19 protein-coding genes and 2 pseudogenes are annotated in these 22653 nt (G+C 39.0%); 1 reads left to right on the top strand and 20 read right to left on the bottom strand.

What is annotated here, in order from left to right; genetic code table 11:
• Positions 1-7: 7 nt before the first annotated feature.
• Entirely contained in the window at positions 8-967 is a 960-nt protein-coding gene (locus MHH90_RS07645; protein WP_011680817.1) for a competence protein CoiA, read from the bottom strand.
• Between the two features lie 1297 nt (positions 968-2264).
• Between MHH90_RS07645 and MHH90_RS07650 the strand changes: the two genes are divergently transcribed.
• Positions 2265-3161: a LysR family transcriptional regulator gene (locus MHH90_RS07650; RefSeq protein ID WP_014608039.1), complete on the top strand. Its 897-nt coding sequence runs from the start codon at positions 2265-2267 to the stop codon at positions 3159-3161.
• A gap of 277 nt (positions 3162-3438) precedes the next feature.
• Here MHH90_RS07650 and metG read toward each other — a convergent pair whose 3' ends face one another.
• From metG to gdhA, 19 genes and pseudogenes are all read right to left on the bottom strand, one after another.
• Complete coding sequence (gene metG, locus MHH90_RS07655) at positions 3439-5442, bottom strand: methionine--tRNA ligase (protein ID WP_011226921.1); 2004 nt, start codon at positions 5440-5442, stop codon at positions 3439-3441.
• A 193-nt stretch (positions 5443-5635) separates the two neighbouring features.
• Positions 5636-6043 carry a hypothetical protein gene (locus MHH90_RS07660; RefSeq protein WP_014621219.1) on the bottom strand — a complete coding sequence of 136 codons (408 nt, stop codon included), beginning with the start codon at positions 6041-6043 and terminating at the stop codon, positions 5636-5638.
• 15 nt (positions 6044-6058) lie between these two features.
• Positions 6059-6277, bottom strand: coding sequence for a hypothetical protein (locus MHH90_RS07665; protein WP_014621218.1), 219 nt, complete (start codon positions 6275-6277; stop codon positions 6059-6061).
• Between the two features lie 449 nt (positions 6278-6726).
• Positions 6727-7140, bottom strand: coding sequence for a hypothetical protein (locus tag MHH90_RS07670; RefSeq protein WP_014608035.1), 414 nt, complete (start codon positions 7138-7140; stop codon positions 6727-6729).
• Between the two features lie 771 nt (positions 7141-7911).
• Positions 7912-8070: a hypothetical protein gene (locus tag MHH90_RS07675; RefSeq protein ID WP_011680811.1), complete on the bottom strand. Its 159-nt coding sequence runs from the start codon at positions 8068-8070 to the stop codon at positions 7912-7914.
• Between the two features lie 279 nt (positions 8071-8349).
• Entirely contained in the window at positions 8350-9411 is a 1062-nt protein-coding gene (locus tag MHH90_RS07680) for a PhoH family protein (protein ID WP_011680810.1), read from the bottom strand.
• Between the two features lie 79 nt (positions 9412-9490).
• Positions 9491-9991, bottom strand: a pseudogene (locus MHH90_RS07685) (hypothetical protein); the annotation flags it as partial.
• A 257-nt stretch (positions 9992-10248) separates the two neighbouring features.
• Positions 10249-11688 carry a COG3942 and LysM peptidoglycan-binding domain-containing protein gene (locus MHH90_RS07690; RefSeq protein WP_340725873.1) on the bottom strand — a complete coding sequence of 480 codons (1440 nt, stop codon included), beginning with the start codon at positions 11686-11688 and terminating at the stop codon, positions 10249-10251.
• A gap of 240 nt (positions 11689-11928) precedes the next feature.
• A complete protein-coding gene (locus tag MHH90_RS07695; protein WP_002944188.1) occupies positions 11929-12144 on the bottom strand; it encodes a YozE family protein in 216 nt (71 codons plus the stop codon).
• An 8-nt stretch (positions 12145-12152) separates the two neighbouring features.
• The gene (gene cvfB, locus MHH90_RS07700; RefSeq protein ID WP_014608029.1) at positions 12153-13010 is read right to left on the bottom strand and encodes an RNA-binding virulence regulatory protein CvfB; all 858 of its coding nucleotides are present in this window, start codon (positions 13008-13010) and stop codon (positions 12153-12155) included.
• A 90-nt stretch (positions 13011-13100) separates the two neighbouring features.
• Positions 13101-13658 (bottom strand): ribosome recycling factor, encoded by a 558-nt coding sequence (frr, locus tag MHH90_RS07705; RefSeq protein WP_002949868.1) that lies wholly within the window; start codon positions 13656-13658, stop codon positions 13101-13103.
• Between the two features lie 14 nt (positions 13659-13672).
• The gene (pyrH, locus tag MHH90_RS07710; protein ID WP_002949867.1) at positions 13673-14410 is read right to left on the bottom strand and encodes a UMP kinase; all 738 of its coding nucleotides are present in this window, start codon (positions 14408-14410) and stop codon (positions 13673-13675) included.
• 235 nt (positions 14411-14645) lie between these two features.
• Positions 14646-15804 (bottom strand): annotated as a pseudogene (locus MHH90_RS07715) (sensor histidine kinase).
• 22 nt (positions 15805-15826) lie between these two features.
• Entirely contained in the window at positions 15827-16198 is a 372-nt protein-coding gene (locus tag MHH90_RS07720) for a GNAT family acetyltransferase (RefSeq protein ID WP_340725874.1), read from the bottom strand.
• Positions 16199-16353: 155 nt separating this feature from the next.
• Positions 16354-18132 (bottom strand): ABC transporter ATP-binding protein, encoded by a 1779-nt coding sequence (locus tag MHH90_RS07725; RefSeq protein WP_014727347.1) that lies wholly within the window; start codon positions 18130-18132, stop codon positions 16354-16356.
• Positions 18122-19936 carry an ABC transporter ATP-binding protein gene (locus MHH90_RS07730; protein ID WP_111679283.1) on the bottom strand — a complete coding sequence of 605 codons (1815 nt, stop codon included), beginning with the start codon at positions 19934-19936 and terminating at the stop codon, positions 18122-18124. The genes MHH90_RS07725 and MHH90_RS07730 overlap by 11 nt, the downstream gene beginning before the upstream one ends.
• A 3-nt stretch (positions 19937-19939) precedes the next feature.
• On the bottom strand, positions 19940-20383 hold the full coding sequence (locus MHH90_RS07735; RefSeq protein WP_100262378.1) for a MarR family winged helix-turn-helix transcriptional regulator: 444 nt from the start codon (positions 20381-20383) through the stop codon (positions 19940-19942).
• Positions 20384-20573: 190 nt separating this feature from the next.
• Positions 20574-20984: a peptide deformylase gene (locus MHH90_RS07740; RefSeq protein WP_084828532.1), complete on the bottom strand. Its 411-nt coding sequence runs from the start codon at positions 20982-20984 to the stop codon at positions 20574-20576.
• 256 nt (positions 20985-21240) lie between these two features.
• A complete protein-coding gene (gene gdhA / locus MHH90_RS07745) occupies positions 21241-22593 on the bottom strand; it encodes an NADP-specific glutamate dehydrogenase (protein ID WP_002949856.1) in 1353 nt (450 codons plus the stop codon).
• Positions 22594-22653 lie beyond the last annotated feature (60 nt).

Consider the following 22653-nt stretch of genomic DNA (forward strand, 5'->3'; position numbering starts at 1 on the left):
ATTCTCCTTAATTGTGTCTATAATCTACTATTTTAGCATAAAAGTTGGGAGGGCACAGGGTTTGCTTGTAAGAAAAATCCCTTTTTCGATAATACTGCATGAAAAGCTTTTCAAAACCATCAATAGATAATCTAATTTGGACAAATCCATGCTTAGACTCAGGAAACCGCACTTGTGGAAAAAAATCCTGATCGGACAAACTTAACAAATTCATCCCCTTAAGATAAGCCTCCTCCTGTCTTCTCATCCATCTTGGATTTTTCCCCATTAATTCCCGTTGAATAACATGTGAGACTTTCTTTCGCTGAGTCACTTGATAAGTCTCCACCTTTCTGGCCTGATAAGGAAAACGTAATATGGTCATGAGATTTTCTATTAAAGACCAGGTCTTAGTTAAGTAATAAACTCTCCCAAAAATATCCTCATAGATGAGATACTTAAGTCTAATCTCTTCCCTCTCCCAATCAAGTTCCCAAAGGTGGAAACCTATCTTAGTTGTAAAATAAAGAAAATCACGCTGTAGATCTGTTAAACGCTGTCCCAACCACAGTTCTTGCCCCAAAAGCCATCGTACCTCGTAACCTATTTGATGGTAAGCTAAAGTCCGCTCTCTTAAACGTTTCTGTGATAAACGAGAACACTGGACTTCCAAGGCTAAGGAATCTCCAACGAATAAATCCGCAATCTGACCTAACTCAGGCAGAACCTTTTCAATACAAACTCTTTCACCATGATTGTCCAGGGATTGATACACAGTGGCTTTTAGGGATAAATGTTGGGCCGATTCATTTTCTGAGAAAAACTGACAATCCTGCAAAGATTTATGGGCAAAATGCGGGCATATCACCTTTCCCTGTCTCAACAATACAATTCCTTGACAGCCAGGGCACCTATAAGTTTCCTCACGATTCAACCCATTTTCAAGAGCCGAAACCAAGAGCCCTTTCTGATTTTTAGCGATTAACATGACTCCCTCCTTTATACACTCTATTACGTATTCGCAAAAAATGTCATAAAATGAAAAAAAGCATCTAGATTTCTCTAGATGCATCCCCTATTCAAATTAAAACTTGCTCCCTGCTGTATGGAAACATAGGTTCATAGGTGTATTACCTACTTTAAGATACAAGTGCCGATCAATCCATTTGAACTCTTTTCAATTTCTAGAGGTAAATCCCCAATCTACCCTGAAATTAAAACTCGAAAACAGTCTCTATCCCACACGACCATTGAAAATAGTCAATGTAGCATAGACAGATGCTCTCACAAACATCTAGTCAAATTCCATCTCTAAAACACTATTCCAATATGCTTCTTACCCTCTAGTTCCTAATTCTCATCAAGGACTTACTTCCTTTAGTCAATAACAAGATAAAACAATTTTTAGATTTGGATAATCACCATCCAAAATCCTGATTTACTAACATTGAACCACAATTTCCCTAGGTGCAGTTCAATACCAACAAACGCAAAACCGTGTTGGTACAAAATGGTTTCTATCAAAGAGTATCTTGTGATTGATAGTCAGTCAATCTAAAAAGCTTTCCCTCTAGCTTTTGTGCAAATCGTCACACTGCGTACAAAATACTATTTTCTAGAAGAGTATCAGCTAAAATAGCTACTCTCAAAACATACCACCTGTTAAGAAAAGATTTAGTCCGCCTTCTGATAGATCTATTTGCAGGTACTGCTTTATTTTCTTTCCCTCTCCATTTAAAAAAGTACTCTCCCTTAAACTCGCCTTCCAAAATGGGATTAGATCTCCAAAACATGTGTTAGAAGTCGTCTTCTTATCATCCTGATTTTTTGGATTGGCTCGTCTAGAAAATCTCACCCACCAACCTTTAGACGCAACCCTTGTTCAAGTTTACTATGCCTCAGCTATCGGTATATTCTTTTCCGCTATTTATCTACGTACTGGCATCCTCTGATGGACTATTGTTCTGCACTTTTTGGTTATTTTTACTAGTTTCCTTCTGTCACAAGCGACACAGGCTGCTCCAGCTACAAGTATCTGGTATTTCATTCTCTGGTTACTACTGATTACCATAGTACTCTGCCTCATTCGTCCTAAAAAATTGGAAGCCATTAGACGTCTTAGCAACTGACACTTTATACAGCATTCCATCAGTACTCCTATAAGACCTGACTTTATAAAAATTTCATATCAGGTCTTCATCTATTCCTATCAGGATTTTACTGATATTAGACTTCTCATTTTGTTATAATATAGGTCACAATCATATTTTAAAAAGGGGTTGCTTATGAATTTTCAACAATGTCGCTATGTTCATACTATCTCTGAAACAGGATCATTTAGTAAGGCTGCTAAGAAGCTTTTTTTGACCCAACCCAATCTTTCAGCATCCATTCGTGATTTAGAGGAAGAACTGGGAGTTCTACTCTTTGAGCGCTCCAATACGGGAGCCAAACTGACTGATGATGGCCATGATTTTCTAAAATACGCCAAACGTATCCTTAGGGAGCTGGATCTACTAAAAGGACGCTATCACAAGTCCTTTAAGAAATCGTTCACCATTGCCAGTCACCACTATGATTTTTTGTCACTTCCCATGGCTCATATTGCCAAACGTTTCCGTAGTGATTATCAAGAATTTCAATTAATCGAAACAACAACTAGAAAGATTCTCAAGAGCGTAGAGAGTTTCGAAAGTGACTTGGGGATTATTTATCTCAATGAAGATAACGTCCACATCCTAGAGCGCAGTTTCAAACACATGGATTTGACTTTCACTCCACTTGGAGACTTTAAAACCAAGATTTTCTTGGGACGTCAACATCCCTTAGCCAAGAAAAAATCTCTAAATCTCAAGGATTTAGAGGGATATCCACAAGTCCGTTTTCGTCAGGAAAGCTCTGGAATTCATCTCACCGAGGATCCGCTGGAAGTCCTGCCTGACCAGCAAGTTATCTACAGTAATGACCGAGGCAGTGTCATGAATCTGCTATGTTCCTCTGATAGTTATGCTTCTGGCCTTGGTATTGTCAACAGTTTTATCAAGGACCAGATTGTCCTAATCCCACTTAAGGATAGTACCAAGCACACTTTGGGTTTTGTAACCAACAATAAACAAAAACAATCTACAATTATTCAAGCATTTATCGAAGAAATTCGAGATAGCTTACTACCCCACCACTAAGGAGACCTTGATGCTATTAGTAAACTAAACAGATACCCTAATGCCTATGGACCTGATGGAAACGTAGAACAAATTAAACATTTATTGAAATATAGTGTATAAAAAAACGAGTTCGACTGAACTCGTTTTAATGTTAAAAATATCTCTTTTCATTACTCTTAGGTGAGTAGGGGTATACAACGAAATCAAAATAAGGAATGGAACGGAAGGCTTACCATTCAAAATCAATTCGTTTTCCCACTCCCACTTAAGGAAATACTATAAAACAGAATTACTGTTAGCCAATCACACTTCCATTTGGAACAGATGGATCTACTGTCAAGACAGTGAGTTTACCGTCATGTTCAGCAGAAAGAATCATACCTTGGCTGACATATTTCTTCATCATCTTACGTGGTTTAAGGTTCGCCACGACTTGAAGTTTCTTGCCGACCAATTCTTGTTCGTTTGGATAGAATTTAGCGATACCTGAGAGGATTTGACGGTCTTCACCGTCACCAGCATCAAGACGGAAACGGAGCAATTTGTCTGAACCTTCGACTTTTTCTACTTCTTTAACTTCAGCAACACGGATTTCAACCTTGTCAAAGTCTTCAAATTTGATTTGGTCTTTTTCAGATTTAAGTTCGACTTCTTCTGGGTTCCATTCTTTTTCTTGTGGTTTGCCTGCGTTCATTTGAGATTGGATGTAGGCAATTTCTTCGTCCATGTCAAGACGTGGAAAGATTGGAGTTCCTTTTGAAATAACTGTAACATTTTCTGGGAAACCTGAAAGTTCAAGATTTTCAAGGTCAAATACCACTGGCAATCCGAGCTGTTCCATGATGGCATTTGAAGTGCTCATCATGAACGGTTGGATCAGGTGGGCTACCACACGAAGGCTAGCTGCCAAGTGAGCCATCACTGCTCTCAATTGTTCCTCGTCACCATCTTCTTTCGCAAGTACCCAAGGGGCTGTTTCGTCAATGTACTTATTGGTACGTGAGATGATATTCCACACAGCATCTAGGGCGCGTGGGAAGTCCACAGCATTCATTTGTTTGTGGAACTCTTCGATATTTTCAGCCACAACCTTAGCCAAATCAGCATCATAGTCTGTAACATTCTCAATATAGGCAGGTACTTGACCATCGAAATACTTGTTAATCATGGCAACTGTACGATTAAGAAGGTTTCCGAGGTCATTAGCCAACTCATAGTTGATACGGGCCAGATAGTCTTCTGGCGTGAAAGTACCATCTGAACCGACTGGAAGACTACGCATGAGGTAGTAACGAAGGGGATCAAGACCGAATCGCTCTACCAACATTTCTGGATAGATGACATTACCTTTAGACTTAGACATCTTACCGTCTTTCATGACAAACCAACCATGAGCAACAAGACGTGTAGGCAATGGTAAATCAAGTGCCATCAAGATGATTGGCCAGTAGATTGAGTGGAAACGAAGGATGTCCTTACCAATCATGTGGATGATTTCGTGGTTTTTATCATTTTGCCAGAAAAGGTCAAAATTACCATGCTCATTCTGGCCATAACCGAGGGCAGTAATATAGTTGATAAGGGCATCAATCCACACATAAACCACATGTTTTGGATCTGATGGTACTTTAACTCCCCAAGAGAAGGTTGTACGTGATACCGCCAAATCTTCCAAGCCTGGCTCAATGAAGTTTTTAAGCATTTCATTCATACGACCATCAGGTTGGATAAATTCTGGGTGTTCTTTATAGAAGGCCGTCAAACGGTCTGCGTAGTTGCTGAGTTTAAAGAAATAGGATTCTTCAGACACTAGCTCCACTTCATGTCCTGATGGAGCCACACCACCAATGACATTGCCCTCTTCATCACGATAAACTTCTGCCAACTGACTTTCAGTGAAGAATTCTTCGTCTGAAACTGAGTACCAACCAGAGTATTCACCAAGGTAGATATCACCTTTTTCCAAGAGACGCTCGAAAACTTGAGCAACAACTTTTTCATGGTAATCGTCAGTCGTACGAATGAATTTATCGTATGAGATATCCAAAAGTTGCCAGAGATCCTTAACACCAACAGCCATACTATCCACATACTCTTGTGGTGTGATTCCTGCTTCTTCAGCCCTTTGTTGAATCTTTTGGCCGTGTTCATCAAGCCCAGTAAGGTAGAAGACATCATAGTTCATCATACGTTTGTAACGTGCCAAGACGTCACAAGCAATGGTTGTATAGGCAGAACCAATATGCAATTTACCAGATGGGTAGTAGATAGGTGTTGTGATGTAGAATGTTTTTGTCATTTTAATTTCCTTTCATGTGTTAACAAATGGGCTAACACTGATGATATAACATCTTATTATAGCACGTTTTGGACACTAAAAAAACCAGACTAGCTGATTTTTGCTCTTTTAATATTCACCTAGGAATGAAAGAATTTTTTATCGTCCCTAACATCACGCTCATAGTCGTAATCCAGTTTTTTCTCTTCTTTTGTTAGACGTTTAAAGATTTTTCTTCTGAAAGTTTGCCTTTTTTATCATAGGTAAGGACATTGATTTTATCGTCATTAACCTTATAGTGAACTGTCTCTTTATGAAATTCCTTATAAGACTTAATATAAACTTTTTTACTATCGTCGATATCAGATTTAGTGGTATGTTCGTCCACCTTATAATGATTATCTACAGTTTTCTCAACGACTTTTGTATAATCGACCAAAGATATTGTTAGTTCGAGCGTTATAGACCAGTTGTCAAAACGGAAAGCTTTTTCAGTATCACAATCCAAGTTAACCTCACCAGCCAAGGTATATTCATAAAATTTCAACTGATTGCCTTTAACTTTAACAAAATTACCGTCTTTTAACTTACTTTTCTCATAGAATTTCATACCATCAATCATCTTTTTTCGTCCTTATCATAATATCGATAATTTTCTTCTAAGATTTTCACCTCCCTCTAGGTAGATATAAGCATAACCACCAAAAGAAAGTGAAATTATTACATCTGCTCCAATAACAGAAGCAATAACGACTGTAACTTTCTTAGATAAGCCTTTTTTAGATGCCACAACTGGTGTCACTTGTTCAGTTACTGGCTCACTCACCTGAACTTGTGGCTGACTATTCTCTGACACAGGCTCTGAGGCTATAAATTCGCCGTTCGCTTTAGCTTGTTGAATTTCTTCTTCGGTTAGTTTGCGATTATTGATTGTTTTGAAATAATCTAACCACTCATTTTTTGTTCATAAAAGTCCCCTTTTTATTGATCTTTCTATTCTACAAGAAAAGAGACTTTTAAGCTATTTGACTATTTTCATACAAAGAAAAGCAATACCAGATTAGAAACTCAAGTCTCTTTCTAATACCACTTTACTTATTTATGAAATTAACTGATTAGATTTTATCAATTCCTTTTTTTTGCTACTATCGCTATCGTTAGAGCCTGATTCAGAATCACTGCCATAACCATAATCAAAGTGATCCTTGTAGTTATCATATTGATCACTATATTTTTTCAAATCTTTCTTATAATCTTTGATGGCATCCTTATATCCTTATAGTCATCCCAGCGCTCCTCAGAGTCTCACTTACTCATACGTTTATAAGTAACACGTGATTGAAGTTCTCCATCCTTGTCATAAATAGACAGAGTATACTCGTTTCCTGTTTTGACGTAAGTACGTTTTTCTTTTAGAGATTTCTTATATGATTTTACAGATTCTTCAGCAGCTTCTTTAGCAGCATCTTTAGTGTAGAATGAATAATCCTTGGACAGTTTCTTCACGAAATCTTTGGTAGTAGATTCAAACTCTTCAACCGTTAAAACCTCTGTCTGAGTCTTGTTCCATGGATCAAACTTCTGAGGGATATCACTTTCATACTCTAACAAGCTAACGTAAGATGATTTATTGTCTTCAAGATAAGTATAGTATCTAGAATTATTATTTTTAACTTCTACAAAAGAGTAAAAGTAAACATCATCAAAAGCGTCTACCATCTTATCTTTATCATCATTACGTTAAGAATAGGCTACTACCTCGTATGTTCCATCCGCAATCTTACCTGATTAGTAACGCCATATTGAGTAACCATCAACGATAAGTAAAATCGCTGTCAAGGATCCTAAGACTGATACCAAAATAATCTTAGTTTTCTTAAACATAGCTCTTTTAGGGGACACTACTTGTTGGAAAGTTGCTGCTGTTTGGGCAAACTGAGGCTATTGTGTCATAGCAATCACAAGTTAAGCTGGCTTAGTCGGCCTTTGTTCCCTCACTTGTCCATTTGAGCTTAAAATGTTAGGTCGCTCAAGTATAAACTCGCCAGTTGCTTGAGCTTGATATAACTCTGCCGGAGTTGGTTTATGACCGTTGACTAATTCAAGGTACTCAATCCACTCTTGCTGGTTTATAATAATCTCCTTTTTTATTGGTCTACTGTTTTATTGTACTAAAATAAATGACCAAATAGTATTTGACAATTATCATAAAGACTGTAAGTCTTTTTATAATTTTTTTAGACAATGATTCTACACAGTAAAGAACTACTAGGTCAGTTTACTTATCAACGCCAGCTGAGATAATCACTTTCAGTTCGCCAATCAAATCTATACTCTAGTACAAATTTATATGCATTTTCATAACCCAAATGAAAGTCATCAGCTTCACTCGAATCCAAACGCTCAAAAACTCTTCAAGAAAAAATATTGGCATCCATATCATAAACATTTATTACGAAGCCGTTAGATCTTTTCTCATAAGTCTTTTTCTCAAGATTCTTTTAGTGAAATAAAAGGTTCCCCATCCCCATAAGAAAGAGAATAAAATTGAGATTTCATATTCTCAACAACTATAAACTCTTTATGTAAGGTATCATTATCTCTTCTCCCCCGCTTAGTCCAATTTACCAACTCATCTGAATATGCCAAAGTAGCTTCCTATTTTACCATCTGATAGGTACCGTCTATAATATGGTTCTCTTGATACTTCCAAAACCTTCCACCTCTAATAGCTATTAAGACTATCACCATAAGACCTAGAACCAAAATAATAGCAACCTTTCATTTTGGGCTTTAGTCATACTTCTTTCCTCTAAATTAGCCTATTCTTTAGTACTATTTTAGAAAAAAATAGAGAGAAAATCTGTTACTTGACTAGAAAAGCAAAAGAGGTAGAAAACACTTACTCTCAAACCTCTTTTCATCTATTTACTTTTTAACATCCTCAGCACCAATGACTGGGTATTCGGTCAATCCTGATGCTACTTCTTCAGCCTGGTCTGATCCCTCTGATTTTTCCTCAAGATTAAACTTAGGTGCATCTTTTTCATAAGCATTAATGATATCGGCAACAACTGGATGACGTACGACATCACTAGCAGAGAAATGGACAAAATCAATAGCCTTGATTCCCTTCAATTTCTCCATGGCATCGACAAGACCAGACTTAACACGACGTGGAAGGTCAATCTGACTCATATCTCCATTAACAATCATCTTAGAATTAAAACCAAGACGGGTCAAGAACATCTTCATCTGCATGATGGTTGTATTTTGCGCTTCATCAAGGATTACAAAGGCATCTTCGAGGGTACGACCACGCATATAAGCAAGAGGGGCAATCTCAATAATTTCACGTTCCATGAGGCGAGTCGTCTGCTCTTTGCCAAGAATTTGATAAAGGGCATCATAGACGGGACGAAGGTAAGGATCTACCTTTTCCTTGAGATCGCCAGGCAAAAAGCCAAGACTTTCACCTGCTTCAACCGCCGGACGTGTTAAAACAATACGTTTAACCTGACCACGTTTAAGAGCTGTGACTGCAAGAGTGACCGCTAAAAAGGTTTTACCTGTACCAGCTGGACCAATCCCAAAGACCACATCATGGCTTTTAATGCTATCAACATAAACCTTTTGCCCCAAGGTCTTCACTCGAATAGGCTTACCACTGTTGTCCTTGATAATCTCTTCTTCATATAAAGCGACAAACTTGTCAATCGAACCATCTTGAGCCATGGTTAAGGCCGCGACAACATCTGAAGTGTTAACTAGCATTCCTCGTTCCACTAAAACAAGGAGAGCTTGAATGGTCAAGCGGGCCAATTCGACACTTTCTTCGTCATCCCCAAGGATTTGCACACGCTCTGTTCGAGCATGTATGATAACATTTAGGTTTTCTTCAATGAGTTTTAAATGACGCTCATTGGTTCCAAAAAGCGACAAGACATCATCTGGGTGATTTAGGGTAATTTCAACAGAATACTCTTGCAAATAGAGTTCCTCTTTCTTAAGTATTTTTATCCATTATATCAAAAAAATCACGCCAGGCGTGACTTTTTGTAATTCTTAATTATGCATTGAACGATATGTGAATGTGGTCATAGTGGTTTTCAGTAATGCTACCACGATCAGGCATTTGGTTCCAAGTATTGGCTGGTCCATAGATATTATCTACTGGTGCGTAGAAATGTTGTCTGTAGATGACATATGAGATACCTGCATTTGCGATATTGTCTACAGCATATTGAGCGACTTGATTACCAACTTCTGAACCAACTGGTACCATAACGTCAACGGCACGTCCTTTACCATGGTCTTGTGGGTCACCTTCACGGTAACCACCGATATTAGTAAGACCAAATTTTGCTGCTACATCTTGACGGAAAGCTTCAGCCTGTGGTTGAAGATTTGGATCCGTTGGAAGTGTATTTGTTGATGCAGGTTGTGTTGCTGGTGTCTCTGAAGTTGCTGGGGCTTCTAAAGCCACTTCTGATGTCACTGCTGGTTGTTTTGCTGGCGCTTCTGATGTTGCTGGTGCCTCTGATGCAGCTTCTGATGTTGCTGCTAATTCTTGGTTAGACGACAAAGCAAATAACTTTAAATTCGTATAAGACATGATTTCCTCCAAAATATCTACTAGACCATTCTACCTTTTTTAAGTTGATTTTCAACGCCAAATAAATGGTGTCACATGAACTTAACAAGGATAAAAATACTTCCCCTTAGTCTAGAATTTTTTTCAAACACCATTATTTTCTCAGGATGAATATATTATTTATATAAAATAAAAGCGATTCGAGAATATCCGAATCGCTTTTGTTGTACTCATTATGGATAAATATAATATACAGAACCACCATGCGCTGATGATGTTGGATCAAATGTACCACGGTAGTTACCGATTAACATGTTACCAGCATAGTTCGATTCCATAACTTGAATTGAATTTACACCTGATGCTGATGTAACATAAGCTACGTGACCATAACCACCACCATCATTTGGCCATACCGCAATCGCACCGGCTACTGGAGTTGTACCTACTGAGTGACCAGCTGCTTGCGCACTAGCAATCCAGTCTTTAGCATTACCCCAATTATTACCAGCCCATGGAGCCAATGATTTCGCACCCCAAGTACATTGTCCAACTGGATATGTATTAGGAGTTGATGCAGCTTCTGATGTCGCTGCTAGTTGTTCTGCTGGAGCTTCTGATGTAGCTGGTGCAGCTTCTGATGTTGCTGCTGGTTGTTCTGCTGGCGCTTCTGAGCTCTCTGGTGCAGCTGCTGGTTGTTCTGCTGGCACTTCTGAGCTCTCTGGTGCCTCTGATGCAGCTGCTAGTTGTTCTGCTGGCACTTCTGATACAGCTGGTGCTTCTGATACAGCTTCTGATGCAGCTTCTGGTTGTTCTGCTGGCGCTTCTGAGCTCTCTGGTGCAGCTGCTGGTTGTTCTGCTGGCGCTTCTGAGCTCTCTGGTGCCTCTGATGCAGCTGCTAGTTGTTCTGCTGGCACTTCTGAGCTCTCTGGTGCCTCTGATGCAGCTGCTAGTTGTTCTGCTGGCGCATCTGATGCAGCTTCTGATGCTGCTGCTACTTCAGTTGTTTCAGCTTGTGCAGATGTTTCAGTTGCTGGAGCTTCCTCTTCTGCAAGTGTTTCTTCAGCTGATGAAGTAACATGATCAATAGCGTCTGCAACTGGTTGTTCAGTATCTGCGTAAGCTGGAGTATCTGATGCTGATGCGATAGCCTCTGTTACTTCTGAAACAACTTGTGTTGATTCTTCTTTAGCAGGTGCTTGAGTAGCTGTCAAGCTAACAGTTTCAACTGGAGCTGACAAATCAGATGCTACTACAGATTGACCATTTACAGTCACTTCGTTAGTTGTCAAGTTAGATTCTGCTACTACAGGTGTGTCAGAAGTTTCTGAAGATGGTGTTTCAACTTTAACTGATACTGCTTGATTATCGGCGTTGTATGTTGTTGTCAAAACTGTTCCAGGGAAAATCAAGTCAATGTTTGTAATTTCTTTGATATTAGCCAAAACATTCATATCGATTCCCATCGCTTCAACAATACTACCTAAAGTATCACCATATTGAACAGTGTAAGTTTGTTGATTATCATTTACAGAGATATCTGCCTTGATTTGATCTACTGAACGTGCTGTCCAGTGAGAAGTTTCATCGGCATGTACGTGGCTAGCAGCAAAAAGCGAAAGTGCTGCAGTCGAGTAAAGAAGTGCCTTTGTAGTTTTAGATTTTGATAACATGTATAATTCATTCCTTCTTTAACGATTTTAATATCTACAATAATACCACACTTTCCATCAAAAAAATTGTGACTTACTGCTCTTTAAAGCAATTACTAACTAGTTGTAACAACCCTGATTTATTGAAAAACATCTGAGATATTTGTAAAAAAAATGTAACAATTTATTTCAATTCAAATGCTAACCACTTAATAAAAAATTGTAAAAAACAGTTACACCTATGGTAAAGCCCTATCCCTATCAATGTGCTAGATAGTCTTCCCAAATCTGGTCAAATTGGCCTAGATTGAAAGAGAAACTAGCATGATCTTCCAAGTAACGACTAACTTCTTCAAAATCATCGGTATGCTTAGGAAAGGTTGAATCTTCAAAAGCCAAATCGGCTAAAATAGCTACCGGTTCATTTGATTTTGGATTACGTTGAGCCATCAGCCAAGTATAAAAGGATTTTCTCATACCTTCTCCTAACCGATTAATTCTGTTCCAAACTGATCTTGTTTGACTTTTTTAGCCTTCATCAGACCACCCAAGGCTTTTTTGAATTGTCCCTTAGAAATACCAAAGGTCGCCTTGATATCTGCTGGTGACGATTTATCATTAAGTGCCATAAAGCCACCGTTACTCTCTAAATAGGTCAAAATCATCTGTGCATCATTCTCGAGCATTTCAAAAGAACGTGGTTTAAGAGAAAGGTTAAGGGTGCGATCAACCTCTCTAAATCCAATCACACGCGCTTCAAGGACTTGACCCAAGCGCGGCTCAGCATAACGTTCTGATGGATGGATGAAGCCAAGCATGTTATTCTCTGGCAGATAGACAAAGGTTCCTGACAGTTTAAGACGGTAGGCAATGGCTGGCCATTTTTGATTTTGCATATTATCGTAAGCAGGACCAGCTATGCGTTGAAAGACCTCAGGTTCAGCAGGAAGCCCCCAAATACGATCTTTTTTATCCACATCTAGTTTTATATAGAGTTTATCCCCCTTCTTGGGCCAGAGCTCTTTGAGTTCAGGTAAAACATCAAGAGAGACAACGATTTCCTTATCTGGAATTCCCACGTCTACAAAGACACCTAAATCTTTTCGGACATCAGTGACCTCTCCCCAATCGTAAGATTCTCGAGTTGCCTTGATTTCCTTTTGAGTCAAACGTAATTTTTGCTTACTATCTGTATAGGCGAAACCTTTCACCATGTCACCAATGGCGTGTTCTCCCTCATCTTTAGCCAAAGCAAAGGTCACACCATCCTTTTGAACAAAGTAAAAGCGATCATTTTCATCAGTTACTAGTGCAGTAATGATGGTTCCAAGTAGTGTATTCATCTTTTTTCCTCTAAAAATAGAGTCGGACAAGAAAGCTAACATATTCCATGCTCTTTTGCTTTCTGTCCCACTCTCCTTATTTTCTATTGATTAAACAGTAAGAAGTTCTTTTTCCTTCTCTGCTATCATGCTGTCAATCTTATTAACAGCATCATCAGTTGCTTTTTGGATATCTTTTTCCAAAGTTTTCAATTGATCTTCTGTAATTTCTTTTTCTTTTTCTTGCTTTTTAGCTTCATCCATAGCATCACGACGGATGTTACGGATAGCGATTTTAGCATTTTCACCGACTTTTTTCACTTCTTTGGCTAACTCTTTACGAGTTTCTTCTGTAAGTGCTGGGATAACCAAGCGGATTACAGAGCCATCGTTAGCTGGGTTGATACCAAGGTCAGATTCATTGATGGCACGTTCGATATCAGCGATTGATCCTTTATCAAATGGTGAAATCAAAAGAACACGTGCTTCAGGAACAGTGATTGAAGCCAATTGGTTAAGCGGTGTTGGAGCACCATAGTATTCCACAGTGATGCGGTCAAGAAGTGATGCATTGGCACGACCTGCACGGATAGCTCCGAATTCACGGGCCAATGACTCGTGTGTGTGGGCAAAACGTTCTTTTGCTTTTTCAATAATTGCGTTTGTCATGAGTTCTCTCTTTCTTATTTACGTAATTCTGCTTTGTTAGATACAGTTGTCCCAATTTGTTCACCAAAAATAACACGTTTGATATTTCCAGGTTCGTTCATATTAAAGACAACAAGATCAATGTCATTATCCATTGAAAGGGTAGAAGCTGTGGCATCCATAATTTTCAAACCACGCTTGATAACTTCTACATGTGTCAATTTGTCAAATTTGACAGCATCAGCGTTTTTACGGGGGTCATCATTGTAGACACCATCGACACCATTTTTAGCCATAAGGATGGCATCGGATTCGATTTCAGCGGCACGAAGTGCTGCCGTTGTATCTGTTGAAAAGTATGGTGAACCAATACCTGCTGCAAAAATAACGATACGCCCTTTTTCAAAGTGACGAAGGGCACGGCCACGAATATAAGGCTCAGCCACAGATTTCATATCAATCGCTGTTTGAACACGTGTATCGACACCCAATTGTTTCAAACTGTCAGCCATAACAAGAGCATTCATAGTTGTCCCAAGCATTCCAGTATAGTCAGCTTGAACACGATCCATTCCTGCTTCAGCTGCGGGTTCTCCACGCCAGAGGTTACCACCACCGATAACTAGAGCAATTTGAATACCTGAATCCGCTACCTCAGCAATTTCTTTAGCTATAGCTTGGACGGTTGGAAGATCGATCCCAACACCTTTTTCACCAGCTAGAGCTTCACCTGAAAGTTTAATGAGGACACGTTTGTATTTTGGTTCTGCCATGATTTCTCCCTATTAACTATTATATTTCTGATTTGATTCTTAGCTGAGATTTATCATTTCTAATCCATCAGTTGCCATCATTTTAAAGGTTGCAAAGGAACTCATTTGACCTTCTCCTTTTGACGATTTGGATAAGAAAATGGTTTCTTTTTTGCAAAGCAAACACTAAATCTTCATCCTTACTATTTTATCATAAATTAGGATTTTCACCTAGTCAAATATTAAAAAAATATGTTTACAAGATGACCGTAAAGGTGATGGTGTCATTTTTATAGGAGGCAAGGATTCGCCCCCTTAAATAATTTGACCATGCTTTGCGCCATGGATAGACCTATGCCGAAACCACTGTGCTCTTTGTTATTATGAGACTCATCAATACGATAAAAGCGCTCAAAAACTTACCATAATCAACTTCCTTGCCTTCTTTATAGGTATTTAACACTTCTAAACGATCCCTTTTACACGTTCTTCCAATCTGACGAAGTCTTACCGTAACCGTTCCTTCTGGATCACAATACTTGTTAGCATTATCCACTAGGAGAGTTATAAGTTCAAAGAGAGATTTTCCCTCGGATTTTACATGGATATCTGGAGTGATATCCATAACGAAGGATTTGCCATCTCGGACGACAGGTCCCTTAAAGTCCTCGGCTGCATCCTCTGTAATATAGGAGAAATCCACATTTTGAAGAACAATGTCCGGCTGCTCCTCCAGACGAGATAAAGCCACAAGAGAATTGATTAGTCAAACGTGCCACTTGGTCATTAGTTGACTTGATCCATTCATTCTCCCCTGTCATGAGTTCCTGTAGCTCCGTATTAGCAGAAATAATAGCTAACGGTGTCTTTAATTCATGACCAGCATGGTGATAAAACGTCGCTGCTTTTCATAATTTCGAATGAAGGGGCGAATGACGATTCCTGACAAAGCACTGACAATGATGACAAAAAAGATAAAAGCAAACAGTGATAAAAGAATAGAAAGATTGAACAAGGCTTGGGAAGAATTATAATAAGAGGTCGTGTCCAAAAAGACTACCAAAACCTTATTTTCACTGACCTTACTAACTTGACAGCTAAGATTGATATTTTTTCTCTAATCGTTCCAAGATTATTGGTCAAACGGTCTAACTGTCAGGGCATATCTAGCCACTTCATCGTTGTTTATTAGGAACATAGGACTGGTATCCTTACTAACAACCATATCACCCGATAAAATAACGCTGAAAAATCGAAAACTGTTCGAAGGAATCTCATCTCCTTGATTGGTCTCAATTTTTGTGGTTTTTTCCGAAGCTTCCATTATTCTCTGTGAGTGTGTTGAGGACCTTGGTAATTTCCTGCTCCGTCTGAAAAGACCTCACAGTGTTGATGATTCCCACCAAAGGGTTCAAGCGAGAAGCGAATCCCTATCCCTTATCTTTGATAATCCGGAGTCACTGACAACATCATCAGGTACCAGTCGTACTCTGCAGAATCTTCTATATTTCTTTCAGACTCTTCAACGAAGTTAAAATACTTGAACAATCTAATAATACTTATAAAACGGAAAAGCTTGATCGCCCCATTTTGAAGATTGTTAAGCATAGATACCGTCTGATGCTGTAAAATAGCTGCTGCAACAATGTGACCATCCTCTTCAGCCACCAAACAAGAGTCCATTTTTATAGCAAAACGGATCAATATTTTCTGCAAAGCTAAGACAAACTCATCATACTGTTCAGGATTCTTTAAATTACTAGCATTCATCGAGAGGCAGGGATAATCTTCAAAAGCATCTGCGCACACTCATGTCACTTTTTAAACTTCATCTTGTCTTGCTTTGCAATATTGCATCTTATCTCATAATCTGTCTGTTTCTTTTCAGTATAACACAAAACGCATGACTTACAATCATACGTTTTATGGAATTTTGTTAAATCTTATAATTTTATAAGAATATCCTAGGCCACTTCTTCCGTAAACTGACTATTATAAAGATCAGCATAGAATCCATTTGCTGCCATGAGCTCATCATGATTTCCCTGTTCAATAATGTTACCATCTTTCATCACAAGGATGAGGTCCGCATTTCGAATGGTTGATAAGCGGTGGGCAATGACAAAGGATGTACGACCCTCCATAAGCTTGTCCATAGCCTTCTGAATCAATTCTTCTGTTCGTGTGTCAACTGATGATGTTGCCTCGTCCAAGATAAGAAGAGGGGCATCCTTAAGAAGTGCACGCGCAATGGTCAAAAGTTGTTTCTGACCAACTGATAAAGTAACAGAATCATCCAAATAGGTATCGTAACCTTTTGGAAGTGTGGTGATGAAGTGATGAACACCCACGGCCTTGGCTGTAGCAATAACTTGCTCGTCAGAGATATTTTCTTGGTTGTAAATCAAGTTATCTCGAATCGTTCCTTCAAAGAGCCAAGTGTCTTGAAGTACCATAGAAAATTGATCATGGACGGTCTCACGCTTCATGTCGTTCGTATCCACACCGTCAATGGTGATACGGCCTTTATCGATATTATAGAATTTCATAAGCAGGTTAACAATGGTTGTCTTACCAGCACCCGTCGGACCAACAATAGCAATCTTTTGTCCTGGCTTGGCAAGAGCTGAAAAATCATGAATGATAGTCTTTTCAGGAGTATAACCAAAGGAAACGTGGTCAAAGACTACTTGACCCTTGGTATCTGTCAACTCAGCTGTCTTGACTGACTCGTCGTCCATATCTTTTTCTTCCAAAAATTCAAAGATACTACCAATAGCTGCAGTTGCTGATTGGAGTTGTGTAATCCCTTGTGCAATTTGAGAAAGAGGTTGAGAAAAGATACGAACATAGGTCATGAAGGCTACCACATCACCGATGGTCAGGCTTCCGTCAATTACCTTAACAGCACCTACCAAGCAGACCATGACGTAACCAAAGTTACCGATGAAAATCATAAGTGGCATCATAATACCAGAGATAAACTGAGATTGCCACATTGAATTATAGAGCTTATCATTAAGCCCCTTGAAATCTTGACTGCTTTCTTTAGATGCATTGTAGCTCGTTACAACTGCTTGACCTGTGTAGATTTCTTCAATGTACCCATTAATGTTAGCCAAATTTTCTTGTTGGCGTTTAAAAAGTGGTTGCGAGAAGCCCATGATAAAGGCTACTAGAACAAATCCTATCAAGACAGAACCAATCGCAGTGAAAGCCATAGTAACATTTGAGTAGAACATCATAATAATGGCTGCTACCAAGAGAACGCTTGAAGTAATTAGAGTACCCAGACCCTGACTAAGCGATTGTCCCAAAAGGTCAACGTCATTAGTCACACGAGAGAGTGTGTCTCCTTGAGAATGACTATCAAAATAATTAAGAGGTAAGGTGTTGATTTTCTTTTGGATTGCTGTACGGAAACGTTGTGAAAATCGTTGCGTAATTGTTACAACGGTAAAACTTTGTAAGTAACCAACAATGGCTGAAATGGCATATAAAACAGCCAAGGTTAAAGCAATGCTGCCCACCTTGTCTAAATCGATGCCCGGAATAACCCCCATCTTAGTTGGCGTAATCCCATCTGTAATAAGATTGGTGATTTCTTTTAATTTATCAGGTCCAATAACAGTTATAACTGCTGAAATAATGGCTCCAACAATCGCAAGGACAAAGGGAACTTGGAAACCTTTAATGTAGGGTTTTAAACGTTTATAGGACGATGTTTTTGGCTTATTTTCCATCTTCTAACTCCTCCTTAGACAATTGTGAATAGGCAATTTCTTGGTAAACCTCATTGTTAGCCAAGAGTTCCTCGTGGGTTCCTTGACCAACGACCTTACCTTTATCAAGAACTAAGATTTGGTCAGCATCCATAATAGTAGAGATGCGTTGCGCAACAATCAACTTGGTCATATCTTGTGTTTTTTCAGCCAATTCTTGACGCAACTTGCGATCGGTCTTATAGTCCAAAGCTGAGAAGGAATCGTCAAAGATCAAGATTTCAGGCTTACGGGCAAGTGCACGCGCAATAGCCAGACGTTGTTTCTGACCACCTGAGAAGTTAGACCCAGCTTGAGCCACTTCTGCCTTAAGTTGACCTTCTTTATTTTCAACAAAGTCTTTTCCTTGAGCCAATTCGAGAGCTTCCCAAATTTTAGCGTCATCAAGAGGGCTGTTATTGCTGGTTCCCATCGTCGTATTTGACGTGATGTCCCCTGAGAAAAGTACTGCCTTTTGTGGGATATAACCAACAATATTGTGCAAGGTTTCGTGATCGTAATATCTCACATCTACACCATCGACCTTTATAGTTCCTTGCGTTGCATCGTAAAAACGTGGGATAAGGTTGACAAGAGTTGATTTACCAGATCCAGTCGAACCAATAAGAGCAACCGTATCTCCTTTTTTAGCTTTGAAGCTAATATGCTCCAAAACAGGCTCTGAAGTTTCAGAATAACGGAAGGAAACGTCTTCAAATTCAACAGTTCCGACTTCTTTAGGCTTTTCAGAACTATATTCAGGGTAAGAAACTGAAGATTGAGTATCTAAAACTTCATTGATACGTCCAGCTGCTACAACTGCTCGTGGAAGAAGGAAGAAGACAACCATCATCATCATGAATCCCATAACAACCTGCATGGCATAAGATGAGTAAACCACCATGTCTGAGAAGAGATGAACCTTGTCTTCCATGGCACCAGCAATCTTAGTTGGATCTGTTGGAATCTTAACATCTTCAATCAGATGCGCACCAATCCAATAAATAGCTAGCGTCAAACCACTAGATACAGCAGTCATTACCGGTGTCAGCAAGGCAAAAGAACGACCGATGAAAAGATTGTTTTGGGTTAGATCAGTATTGGCCTTTTCAAACTTATCCTCTTGATAACTCTCGGCGTTATAGGCACGCACCACACGAATCCCAGTAAGAGATTCACGCGTCACACTATTGAGTTTATCTGTCAGAGTCTGAATCAAACGTTGCTTAGGCATGACCATAATCAAGAGGAAGAGCATAAGAATGGCAATTACTGCCACAGCCACAAGCAAGGCAAGAAGCCAATTCCCATTTTTATCAGCAATCTTTGTAATAGCCCAGATTGCCATAATAGGTCCCTGTGTAATAACCTGTAACCCCATGGTCAGTGCCATCTGTAATTGTGTAATATCGTTTGTCGTACGGGTCAAAAGACTAGGAATAGAGAATTTCTTAATCTCGGCATCCGAAAAATCTAAAACCTGATGGAATATATCATCACGAAGACGAGTGGTAAAACTAGATGCTGTTCTGGCAGCTAGAAAACTAACCACTACAGAGGCCATAAAGCCCGCAAAAGACATTAAAAGCATTCGCATCCCTGGGGCATCCATATTCCAAGCAAAAATATCCGATGCCTTAGTCCCCTTGGTTGATAAGAGGGTTATAATGTCAGACATATAGTCTGGAATTTTCAAGTTTAGATAGACGTTCAAACAAACAAATATCACAGCTAAGACAATCATACTTAACTCTTTTGCCGTCAAACGTTTAAAAATTTTAAACATAAGTTACTCCTTATTTTTCTCTAAATTCTTACGAATTTGGTGAAAGACTCGAAATGCTGTTTCAGCATCTTCTTTCGAAATACCATCTAATAACTGTCCATAGATAGCCTCTCGGAAATGTCCGACGTCTTGAGCCTTCTTTTTGCCTAAGTCTGTCATATGAACATACTTGTAGCGTTTGTCCTTGTCAGATGTCACCAATTCAACAAAACCATTTTTCTCCATACGTTTGACCAAATTACTAGCCACTGACTTGGAAATAGATAGTTTTTTCTCAATATCTTTGATAAATATTTCTTTATCTTGGTTCTCAAACAAGTACCTAACGGCAAACCCTTGTGGACCAGCTAAATGCTCAACGCCATACGCTTTACCTAACTCTTGCACGCGAGACTCCATAGTATTGATGAATTCTCTGAAGTCACTAAAAGGATCTTTTCCATGCATCGCAAGCTCCTCCTTAAATAATTCTCATGGGAACTACTTTAGTTCTTATAAGAACTATTGTCAAGAAAAAAAGTTCCTATGAGAACTAAAAAAGAGTGAGGTAGAAATTTTTAGTTCCTACTCTCACTCCCATAACTATCCTAATCGATGTTTCGAAATCTAATATTAAGCACTTCCTAAACCATGCTAGCTATATAATAACACCCTCCAAATGATCCAATTCATGCTGAATAATTTGGGATGTCATACCAGAAAAACTCAACTGTTTTGGCATCCATCGTTCATCTAAATAGGCAACCTCAATCGATTCATAACGTCTGGTTGGGCGACTTCCTTCTAAAGACAAACAAGACTCCTCCGTTTGAAAAGATGAAGACTTGCTTACCAAAACAGGATTAAACATAACCAGATTGACAAAACCGATATTGACGATAATAACACGCTTTTTGACTCCGATCATATTGGCTGCCATACCCACACAGGCATCCTTATGAAACTCCAGCGTATCACGTAAATCCTTTGCCAAATAGAGGTCTTCTTTAGTCGCTTCTGTCGATTTTTGTCCTAGAAAAAAGACATCCTTTACGATAGTTTTTATCATCTATTTACTCCCATATTGTTTCTTATCTAAACTATGAAATCATATGTCCTTTATTTATCAGCTTCATATCCAAAGACATGAAAAAATAGCTACCCCATTCCTTATCTCTGAACCAAGGGATTTCAATTACATATATAATTTCCTCAACTTATTATATCAAAAATAGCTGACTTCTAGGAAAACAGCTAAAAAAGAAACCCGCAGGCTTCTTTTCTTATTTTATAGAGAGGCTTATTAACCAGGTCAGGCCTATTAATTAAACAATACCTTGAGCTGACATTGCATCTGCAACTTTAAGGAATCCAGCAATGTTTGCACCCACAACAAGGTTACCTTCTTGACCAAACTCTTTAGCAGCAGCTGCAGCATTTTCATAGATACCCTTCATGATATCGTAGAGTTTAGCATCAACTTCATCGAATGTCCATGATGTACGTCCGCTATTTTGTGCCATTTCAAGAGCTGATACAGCAACACCACCAGCGTTAGCAGCTTTGGCAGGACCGAATGATACACCAGCTTTAAGGAAAACATCAATAGCTCCCAAAGTTGAAGGCATGTTAGCACCTTCTGAAACAGCAAGAACGCCATTTGCTACAAGTGTTTCTGCATCTGTTTCATCCAATTCGTTTTGTGTTGCACATGGGAAAGCCAAGTCAGCTTTGATAGACCAAACTGTCTTTTCACCACCAGCAGGTGTGAAAGTTGCATTTGGACGAGCTTCTGCATATTTCACGATACGTTCACGTTTAACTTCTTTGATTTCTTTCAACAAATCAACGTCGATTCCATCTGGATCATAAACAAAACCAGATGAATCAGAACATGTCACAGCTTTAGCACCTAGACTTTGCAATTTTTCAATAGCGTAAATCGCAACGTTACCTGCACCTGAAACAACTGCTGTTTTACCGTTAAAGTTTTCACCACGTGCATTAAGCATTTGTTCTGCAAAGTAAACAGCACCATAACCAGTTGCTTCTGTACGAGCAAGTGATCCACCCCAGTTCAAACCTTTACCAGTAAGAACACCTGTGTATTCGTTACGAATACGTTTGTATTGACCATAGAGGTAACCAATTTCACGTCCACCAACACCGATATCACCAGCAGGCACGTCTGTATCTGCACCGATGTGTTTGCTCAACTCAGTCATGAAGCTTTGGCAAAAACGCATGATTTCGTTGTCTGATTTACCTTTAGGATCGAAGTTTGATCCACCTTTACCACCACCGATTGGTTGACCAGTCAATGAGTTTTTAAAGATTTGTTCGAAACCAAGGAATTTAATGATTGATTGGTTTACTGATGGGTGGAAACGAAGACCACCTTTATAAGGACCAATAGCTGATGAGAATTGTACACGGAAACCACGGTTTACCTGTACTTGACCTTTATCATCAACCCATGGTACACGGAATGAAACGATACGTTCTGGTTCAACCAAACGTTCCAAAAGGTTTTCTTCGATATATTTAGGATATTTATCGAAGACAGGGACAAGTGAATCGAAGACTTCTTCAACTGCTTGAAGGAACTCAGCCTCGTGGCTGTTTTGAGCTTTCACTTTTTCAAAAACGCTAGCAACGTATTCTTTACCTGTTGTCATATCAATGTTTCCTTTCAAATAATTACCTTAGTAATTTAATCACATGAATAGTATAAATTT

The sequence above is a fragment of the Streptococcus sp. FSL E2-3488 genome (assembly GCF_038003585.1).
GTDB classification, from domain to species: domain Bacteria; phylum Bacillota; class Bacilli; order Lactobacillales; family Streptococcaceae; genus Streptococcus; species Streptococcus thermophilus.

What these genes read in the sequence shown, in the direction of transcription:
- MHH90_RS07645 (WP_011680817.1), bottom strand. Translation starts at nt 967, where the DNA reads ATGTTAATCGCTAAAAATCAGAAAGGGCTCTTGGTTTCGGCTCTTGAA.
- MHH90_RS07650 (WP_014608039.1), top strand. Translation starts at nt 2,265, where the DNA reads ATGAATTTTCAACAATGTCGCTATGTTCATACTATCTCTGAAACAGGA.
- metG (WP_011226921.1), bottom strand. Translation starts at nt 5,442, where the DNA reads ATGACAAAAACATTCTACATCACAACACCTATCTACTACCCATCTGGT.
- MHH90_RS07660 (WP_014621219.1), bottom strand. Translation starts at nt 6,043, where the DNA reads ATGATTGATGGTATGAAATTCTATGAGAAAAGTAAGTTAAAAGACGGT.
- MHH90_RS07670 (WP_014608035.1), bottom strand. Translation starts at nt 7,140, where the DNA reads ATGGTAGACGCTTTTGATGATGTTTACTTTTACTCTTTTGTAGAAGTT.
- MHH90_RS07690 (WP_340725873.1), bottom strand. Translation starts at nt 11,688, where the DNA reads ATGTTATCAAAATCTAAAACTACAAAGGCACTTCTTTACTCGACTGCA.
- MHH90_RS07695 (WP_002944188.1), bottom strand. Translation starts at nt 12,144, where the DNA reads ATGAGAAAATCCTTTTATACTTGGCTGATGGCTCAACGTAATCCAAAA.
- cvfB (WP_014608029.1), bottom strand. Translation starts at nt 13,010, where the DNA reads ATGAATACACTACTTGGAACCATCATTACTGCACTAGTAACTGATGAA.
- frr (WP_002949868.1), bottom strand. Translation starts at nt 13,658, where the DNA reads ATGACAAACGCAATTATTGAAAAAGCAAAAGAACGTTTTGCCCACACA.
- pyrH (WP_002949867.1), bottom strand. Translation starts at nt 14,410, where the DNA reads ATGGCAGAACCAAAATACAAACGTGTCCTCATTAAACTTTCAGGTGAA.
- MHH90_RS07725 (WP_014727347.1), bottom strand. Translation starts at nt 18,132, where the DNA reads ATGGAAAATAAGCCAAAAACATCGTCCTATAAACGTTTAAAACCCTAC.
- MHH90_RS07730 (WP_111679283.1), bottom strand. Translation starts at nt 19,936, where the DNA reads ATGTTTAAAATTTTTAAACGTTTGACGGCAAAAGAGTTAAGTATGATT.
- MHH90_RS07735 (WP_100262378.1), bottom strand. Translation starts at nt 20,383, where the DNA reads ATGCATGGAAAAGATCCTTTTAGTGACTTCAGAGAATTCATCAATACT.
- MHH90_RS07740 (WP_084828532.1), bottom strand. Translation starts at nt 20,984, where the DNA reads ATGATAAAAACTATCGTAAAGGATGTCTTTTTTCTAGGACAAAAATCG.
- gdhA (WP_002949856.1), bottom strand. Translation starts at nt 22,593, where the DNA reads ATGACAACAGGTAAAGAATACGTTGCTAGCGTTTTTGAAAAAGTGAAA.